Source organism: Nocardia sp. NPDC004711, assembly GCF_053601595.1.
Genome location: NZ_JBSGCB010000064.1, coordinates 42,105 through 49,813, shown reverse-complemented (window position 1 = coordinate 49,813; position 7,709 = coordinate 42,105). Strand labels below are relative to the sequence as shown.

At 63.9% G+C, this 7,709-nt stretch carries 8 protein-coding genes; 1 reads left to right on the top strand and 7 read right to left on the bottom strand.

The genetic code is table 11. From position 1 onward, the window contains the following. Positions 1–401 precede the first annotated feature (401 nt). From ACWEKS_RS41210 to ACWEKS_RS41190, 5 genes are all read right to left on the bottom strand, one after another. The gene (locus tag ACWEKS_RS41210) at positions 402–2,612 is read right to left on the bottom strand and encodes a serine/threonine-protein kinase (protein WP_452345147.1); all 2,211 of its coding nucleotides are present in this window, start codon (positions 2,610–2,612) and stop codon (positions 402–404) included. A gap of 829 nt (positions 2,613–3,441) precedes the next feature. Beyond that, on the bottom strand, positions 3,442–4,245 hold the full coding sequence (locus ACWEKS_RS41205; RefSeq protein ID WP_452345146.1) for an alpha/beta fold hydrolase: 804 nt from the start codon (positions 4,243–4,245) through the stop codon (positions 3,442–3,444). 31 nt (positions 4,246–4,276) lie between these two features. Beyond that, positions 4,277–4,429, bottom strand: coding sequence for a hypothetical protein (locus ACWEKS_RS41200; protein WP_452345145.1), 153 nt, complete (start codon positions 4,427–4,429; stop codon positions 4,277–4,279). A gap of 140 nt (positions 4,430–4,569) precedes the next feature. Next, positions 4,570–5,250: a TetR-like C-terminal domain-containing protein gene (locus tag ACWEKS_RS41195; RefSeq protein WP_452345144.1), complete on the bottom strand. Its 681-nt coding sequence runs from the start codon at positions 5,248–5,250 to the stop codon at positions 4,570–4,572. A 74-nt stretch (positions 5,251–5,324) separates the two neighbouring features. Then, positions 5,325–5,765 carry a Zn-ribbon domain-containing OB-fold protein gene (locus tag ACWEKS_RS41190; RefSeq protein WP_452345143.1) on the bottom strand — a complete coding sequence of 147 codons (441 nt, stop codon included), beginning with the start codon at positions 5,763–5,765 and terminating at the stop codon, positions 5,325–5,327. Between the two features lie 337 nt (positions 5,766–6,102). Here ACWEKS_RS41190 and ACWEKS_RS41185 point away from each other — a divergent pair, with 337 nt between their 5' ends. Beyond that, entirely contained in the window at positions 6,103–6,252 is a 150-nt protein-coding gene (locus ACWEKS_RS41185; protein WP_452345142.1) for a hypothetical protein, read from the top strand. On the opposite strand, the gene ACWEKS_RS41180 is transcribed toward ACWEKS_RS41185, so the two are convergent. Further along, complete coding sequence (locus ACWEKS_RS41180; protein WP_452345141.1) at positions 6,227–6,613, bottom strand: nuclear transport factor 2 family protein; 387 nt, start codon at positions 6,611–6,613, stop codon at positions 6,227–6,229. The genes ACWEKS_RS41185 and ACWEKS_RS41180 overlap by 26 nt on opposite strands. Before the next feature lie 238 nt (positions 6,614–6,851). After that, positions 6,852–7,583, bottom strand: coding sequence for a hypothetical protein (locus ACWEKS_RS41175; protein WP_452345140.1), 732 nt, complete (start codon positions 7,581–7,583; stop codon positions 6,852–6,854). Between the last annotated feature and the right edge of the window lie 126 nt (positions 7,584–7,709).

Sequence of the window (7,709 nt, the reverse complement as noted above, 5' to 3'; positions counted from 1 at the left end):
AACGCTTTCTGCACCACGGGGACCGCGGATCTGGTCGCCGACTACGCTTCGCCACTCGTCTTCGCGGTGATCACCGACCTACTGGGCTGTCCACCACGTTCGCCTGGTCCCGCCTCTGGCTGGTGCTCCCGGACACCACCCGCGCCGAAATCGCCACCGCGAATGCGGCTTTCGCTGCCGCCACAGCTACCGGCACCTGGGCTGGCCCTACCTACTCCTGGGCAGCTTGCGGTGGTCCGCAGTGCTGATCGGCATCGGCATCGGCGTCACCGGATGGGCACGAGCCCGCGCCGCAGTCACCGACTTGACCTGTGGGGTGAGTCCCGGATAGCGCGACGTTTCTGTTGAGGGAGTGCTTGTGAGGCGGCGCAGGTAGCAGCGGGCAGGCCGCGGCTGATTTGCTAGACCACCCGCTCGAGCGCGCGCAGGTCTGCGTGCAGCTTGCGGAACAACCAGTAGACGGCGACGAAGGCGAGCCCGGAGGCCGCGCACAACCCCAGAACCGAATCGCGCACGAGCGGAAGCTCTTCGGGTTCGAGGGTGGTGAATCCGGCCAGCACCCCGACCAGCGGCACCGAGGCCGTTACCGCGAGATAGGCCGTGGTTCTGCGACGCAGCGCGCGAAGATCGGCGGAGTCATCCGCCGTGGTGCGGCCGTGGCGCAAATAGATGGGATAGACACACCGGACGACGTAGAACGTCGAAAGGAAGAACGTGTAGGCAACCGAGACGGTACCCATCACCAGAACGGTCGTCACCGCATGGACCAGCATCCGCGCCGGGAGGTCGGTAAGCCAGACGAGCAGGATCATCCCCGTCGCGGTCCCGAGAATCGCGAACAGAAGAGTGTTCATCGCACACAAGTCGCCCCAAAATAGGGTTCGCGACCGCACCCGCGCGAGCATTACCTCGTCGTAGCGTCTGCCATGGCGCAAGCCGCGCGGAACCGCGAGCAAATCACGCGACATGTATACGTAGACGAGGACGGACAAGGGAAACGCACAGAGATAGAAAATGATGACGCCCCTGACGAGCTGCAAGATGGTGGCATAGGTCAGGCAGTCGGCGAGCAGGTCATGCATGTGCACGCCCCCGTAGATATGAGCCAGGTCGACGCCGACCAGCGAAGATGACCACAGGATGAGGGTGGGCCGTCGTGAAAGTCGTGCCCGCCAACTGCTCGGCGGCGGGTAGACCAGGTCACGGGCCCTGTCCTCGAGGCACAAGTCGAGCTGCTGAGCCAATTCTGTGCCGCACGAGTAGCGGCCTTCGCGGTTGGGCGACAGACACTTCAACAGCACTCGGCGCAGCGCCATCGGGCAATCCGGCGGAAGCTCCGACAGGAACTTCGGATCGACGGGCCTGCGCCGCAGCTCGAGCATGCGGGCCAGCGACGTCTCCGACTCGCCGGCGGACGGTTCGTCCGCGAATGGGCGGCGGCCCGTGAGCAGCTCCCACAGCATGACACCCAGCGCGAAGATGTCGCTTCGGGTGTCGAGGTCGGCGGCGGTCGTCGGCAAGTCCGGATGGCAGGCCTCGAGCTGTTCGGGCGACATGTATGCCAGTGAACCGCCGAAATACGCCAGCGGGCTCGTGCCCTTGATGCGGTTGCTGGAGCTGACGTTGAAGTCGGCCAACTTGGGGATTCCCTCGGCGCTCAGCAGCACGTTCGCGGGTTTGATGTCTCGATGCAACACCCCCCGTTCGGCCGCATGCTGAAGCGCGTCCGCAAGTCGGCGGCCCAGCCAGGCGACGGTCTCCGGCCACGTCAGTGCGGCGGTCCGGGTCCGAACTGCAGATTCGGTGGGCCGAACCTCGCCCTTTTCCGCGAGTACCTCGTCGATGGCATCGAGCAGCAGTTGCCCACTACGGTGTTCCGCGGGCCTCGCGCGCTGGAAGCGCAGCACATCGAACAGTGTTCCTCCGGGTAGGTACTGCATGTAGAGCAACTTCAGCTCGCCATCGGCGATGAGTCGCTGGTCGTAGATGCGCACGATGTAGTCGTGGTCCAGTTGGGCGAGGGTCTGCGGCTCGATGCCGTGATTGTGGGAAATCTTGACCGCGACCAGTCGCTGCATCGATTGCTGCCGAGCGAGATACACCTGGGCGAAGGCACCGGATCCGATCCTCATCAGGAGGTCGAAATCGTCGACATGGTCGCCGACATCGATGGCGTCGAGAGCTGCTTGGGCACGGGGACGAGCAATCATCGTGCTGCGGTAGTCACTCGTGAGCGGTGCCGGTCCGGGGCCGGCCATGGAAGTGGCCTCAGCAAGAATGTCAGCCGCACAGGCAGCGGGCGAACCACGGCGCATGGCGTGGAATTCCTCGTAGACCAGTTCGGCTGGCAGCGGACCATTCTGCAGCTCCGCGAATTCCGCACGATATTCGGTCAGTGTTTTGGGAAAGTGATGACGAAGCCAGCGGTATTCGAGGTCGATCTTGATCAGTTCGATCAATATCGTCCGCCGATCAACCGGTTCACGGGGTAGGTATGCCGACAGGTCGGGTGGGAACCCGGACGCCCAAGCCTCTGAAAACAGTGCCACGACAGTGGCAAGCGCGGTGCGGGTTCGTTCAGCTGAATCGACTGGATCGATCGGCTCGCGCATCGGTAGCTCGAGATCAGCCCCTGGCGATCACACGGCGGCTACGCGCAATGCGACCTCGTACCGGGGTTGCCCCACATCATCTCCTTTCCACCAGACCCCCTGTTCAAGGGTATCGCTCCGAAACGAACGTATGACCGGCACAAGTAGGGAGCGGCCACGGCAGGCGTACTCAGGAGGGAGCGTTGGGGCGGCTAGAACTTCACTGTCCGTGCTGGGAACTACCAGTGTGTGCCGATCGAGCCGGTGGTGGTCATGTGGGTGTGGGTGGCTCGGCGGCGGGGTGCATGACGGCGTGCCACCAGGATTCGAGCCGACTCGGCTCCGGCCAGCGCACCACCGGCACATCTTCATCGGAACCGGTGGTGATGCTGGGTGCCGTTGTGTACCACTTTCCCGGCCGGCGAGCGGGCCCGTCACCGCGTGGTTCGCGCGGGGTTGCTGTCATGGCGCACCTCCGAATCTCTGCCCGACGCCCGGTCTCACCGGGCGGGCTGGATTCGCAACTCGCGACGGCGGTGTACGCCGAGGTCGACCGCGCGCGAGGAATGCTTGTAGGCCCAGGGGCAATGCCGAGGGGTCTACGCCACCGCAAAGGGGGCCGACCTGCGCCATAGTAGGCATTCAAGGTCAACGGCAGGCTACGCCCGAGCCAATTCCCGGGGTCTGCACCCAACGATCGAACATGGCGGGCGCGTTCGACAAACGATCGGCAACTGTCCCGAGCCGCTCTCGAGGCGTTCGGCGTGGCGACGCCGTTGTGGCACAACAGCTCTGGAACTTCCTCGCCTCGACCTGAATCGTCACGCAGGTACATGAGCACCGCGCCTGCTCAGCCGAAGAAGTCGAGCAGCAACGGCTCGAGCAGTTCGGGCTGGGCGAGGATTTCGTGATCGGCACCAGGCAGGACTACCCGGCGTGCGCCCGGAATGGCGGCGGCCAAGGCCTGGTTCGCGGTCTGGATCCAGGGCCAGGTCTGATCGCCGTTGACGACCAGCGCCGGGATGGTAATCGTGGCGTAGCGGTCGGCTTGCAGACGCAGTTGGGGACCGGATACGGCGACGTCGTAGGGCAGGCTGTTGGCCTGGGCGCGCAGGAATTCCCACACCGGTGCGTTACGCATATCGGCAACTACCGGCGCCGGCACCTCGACCTGCTCGGTGAGGAACAGTTCGGCGGCGCCGTCGTAGTCGCCGGAAGCAAGGCGGGCGACGAGCCGATCGAAGACGTCGGCCGGCGGTTCCGCGCGGTTGCCGTCGACCACCGCGGGCATCTCGTACACGGCGACCTTGTCGATCGGCAGCCCGCGTAGCACGCCCTCCAAAGCAAGGGCGGCACCGGACGAATGACCGAACACGTGCGCAGCGCCGCCCGCATGCTCGATCACGGCGGCCAGATCGTCGATTTCGGATTGGACGGCAAAGTCGCCACGGACATCGGTGCTGCCGCCACGGCCGCGGCGGTCGTAGCTGACCGCGGTGACGTGCGGGGACAGGGTCGAGGCGAGCGCGGCAACGGTCGAGCGGTCGTTGAATGCGCCGCCGATGAGGATCACCGGGGCGCCGGAGCCGATGGTTTCGACGGCGATCGTGCTGCCGTCGGGGGAATCGACAGCGGTCAGGACGGGACTGGTCATGGAACTCGTGCCCTTCGATAGTTGGTCGCGGTCAGGCGGCGGTAGGGAACCGGAAGCCGAGGCGGGTGACGGCGGGTGAATCGAGGACGTGGAATCGGTTGTCCAAGTAAGGCGGTTGCTGCGCGGCGAGCCCACAGATGTAGCGATCCAGTGAGACCGTCATATCGGTACGAACGTTGGGCATGTCATCTCCTCGATGTGTTCCGGGATGCCACTCGAGTACTCCTCGAACGGGCTGCGGAGGTTTCGACATCGGGACCGAGCCAGGCAGCGAATTGTGACTCAGCTCATATAAGCCGCCACAGGTTTCAGAGGTGCCTGGCTCTACTTGAGTTCCACGGCGGCGACCATGCGGCGGGCCAGTTCCTCGGGATCCTCACCGCCGAGTTCCGAATCGATGAGCGTGCCAGCGCGCCATAGAGCGGCGAAGCCGTGAACCAGGGACCACGCGGCCAGCTGCGCCGCCTTCTGGTCGGCCACCGGACCATCCAATTCGTCGACGCCGGTGCGCAATTCACGACCGGACCCTTCATTGGCCGCGATCAGACGCTCGTCGTCCGTATCGAGAAGGTCGCGGCGGAACATGATATCGAAATGACCGGGGTAGCGGCGGGCGAAGCGGATGTAGGCGACGGCCATCTCCCCGAAATCGCCTGCGGCGGAGTGCAGTTCCTGCTCGAGCAAGCCGTAGCCCTCGATGGCCAGTTCGGTGAACAAGCCCTGGCGGTTGCCGAAATGGTGGGCGGGAGCGGCGTACTCGAAATCGCCGGCGCCACCGGTCTTTTGATTCCGTTTTTCGCACCGGCGGCCGCGATCTCCCTGGCGGTGCTCCTGGTCGTGATGTTCCCTGCCAATATCCGTGCCGCACGTACCGGCGAGGGCATCCACACCATGCCGTTGCCGGTACGCACCCTGGTGCAGGTCGTATTCATCGGCGCCTGTGTAGTCGCGGTCTTCTGACCTCTCACAGCGGTCGCGGATCAGGTGGTCCTTCCGACTGCGCACCGACGCTGGGCGTCCAATCGCTCGTCCGCTCGACCAGGGCATCGAGTAATGCGACCAGCGATCTGGTGCTCCGATCAGCCCCGGGCAGGGATCGGGGGCACACGCCGGCACCCCAAGTGTCGCGGATCGGCACACACCGCGAAGACCGGAAAGCTGTCGTGCCAGGGACCCGGCTGAAAATGCACGCGTACCGGCCCACTCGGGAGCAGCGGAACGTTCCCCTCGATGGAGGTGTAGACCCATGGACCCTCGTCGAGTTCGACAATGGCAATCGTCAACGAAGTCAACTCACCTCGCGCACCAGCACGATCCACCACCCGCCACGACAGAATCGCACCGGCACCCGACGAGGGCACCCACTCCAGGTCCTCGGACGCGCACAACGAGCAGCCCGTAGCCAGCGGCGCAAAAACTCTGTCGCACTCGGCACAACGCCGGATCATCAAGGTGTCTTCCACATGCTGGGCGCGGTCGTTTCCGATGCTGTCTGCCTGCTGCGGATCGGGTGCTGACATGGGATCCTCCGCCGAACGGTGCTGATGGACTTCGTTTCAGCATCGTCAGTTGGGGTTGTTTCAGCGACGGTCGAATGACCCCGGTGCATACCTATTTTCCGGCGAACGGGACCTGGATCACTCGTACCTCGGTAGAGCCGCCAAGCTGCCCACCGGTCCAGTATCGCACCAACACAATTTGACCTACCCCTGGAGATCTGGCGTCGACCGCGCTTGCATTGAGTCACACCCGACACGTCATCGCCGATAACAGGTTGTTCGAAGCACCCTCCGCTGTCTGAGCCGAATTGCGATACTTGTTGCGGTGGAAGGGACCTGATCAACGAAGGTGGTTCTGATGGGTGACGATCCAGCCATCGACGAGAACGAGCCGGGCTCCGGCGCCGATTCCGAAACCGATGCTCGGGAGCCCGAGCAGCGGACACCGCCGCGCGTCGGTGCGGTTCCGGACTCGGTCGTGTTCATCCAGCCGCCCCCGGTGACCTAGCGGGGTTATAGGTGCATGCGGCGATGCCGGGGACGCTGAAACGGGTTCCGGCGGCATCGATCAGCTTGCCAGAGCGGAGACGAAGGGGACCGGAAAACGTTCCGCTCCAAACCCATTCGGAGTAGAGGCGGCCCTCGGCAGCATAGGTGTCACCGAACACTATTGCCGAGTCGGGTGCGAACTCGAGCATGTATCGGTGGAACTTGCCGATGGCCTCACGCCCCTCATACGTCGCGTCCATCGCGACGTCGGTGCAAGTCCCGTCGAGAGCGAAGAACTGCAGCAGGCTTTCGGGATCCGCGGTCCATGCGTGTGAGTGCGCTGCAGCGAATCCCGTGTCGGTCGGGTGAGGTGTCGTCATGGAAGTCCTCCTCGTGTCGGTTGCGGCAGCCGCGGAATCAGCCGACGCGGTCCCAGTCGACACGTTGCACTGTGAACGACCAAGGACTCCTATTGCGCCAGATCGAATTCCGGCACCGGGTCCGATCGGGTGCCGACCGACAGCAACGACGTCAGTAGCGCGCAGCGGATTGCGAACGCGCGCAGCCAGGGATCGGGAAGCCTGGACCAATGGCCGGTCCGGGGAGTCTGGGGGAATGTCATACCTGTGCGGTATCGGGAACGGGGGCCGCCGAAGGAGCAGCCAGTTGGCGGTTGGCGCGCATCGTCATCACCGACATCATCACCAGGAAGATGGCGTATGTCGTCAGAGCCAGCCAGAAGATCAGGACACCGTTCCAAGCGAGTGGGCCCGAGAAGAAGAAGTAGGCCAGAACATCCGGGACGAACGAGAGCGCGATCCAGAAGTTGGCGTAGCCGACCCACCGGGGGAAGACCGTCTGCTGGTTGGTGAGTACGCAGACACCGATGGAGATGTTCTGAATCATGAACGGCACGATCGGTGTGAGAAACAGCAGCCAGGCCATATCGTTCAGGAAGCGGATCGTCGACGGTTCGAGGGCATCGGGGCGGAACGCGATGATCGCGAACAGCATCATCGGAAGAATGAGCAGCATCGCCGCCACCGTGCCCGCGACCATCTGCACAAACGCCAGAATGGGAATTCGGCCCTCCACCCGGAGCAGATGGATCGTGATCACGGTGACCAGCGGAATCGTGAATGCGATTCCGAGCTGGGCGATCACGAAACCGGTCATTCGCACAGTGCCACCGTCGGAGTAGAAGTCGACTACGCGTTGGGTGCTGTGCGACGGCCCGAGTGGCAGTGGGAGCACGCCGGCGATCAGCCAACCGAGCAGGCTGACCAGCAGGGTCACCAGTCCGGTCATCGAACACGCGTTGAGGATGCGTTTCTTCGTATCGGTGAGCATGGGGCCTCCTGAAGGCGAGGGGTTGGCCTTGGGGCAGCTCACAGATGGATTCTTCTCGTCTGCATCCCTACCAATGTGACTTAAATCAAAGTTAGATTAAGTTATTGGAAGGCGTCAACCCGTACT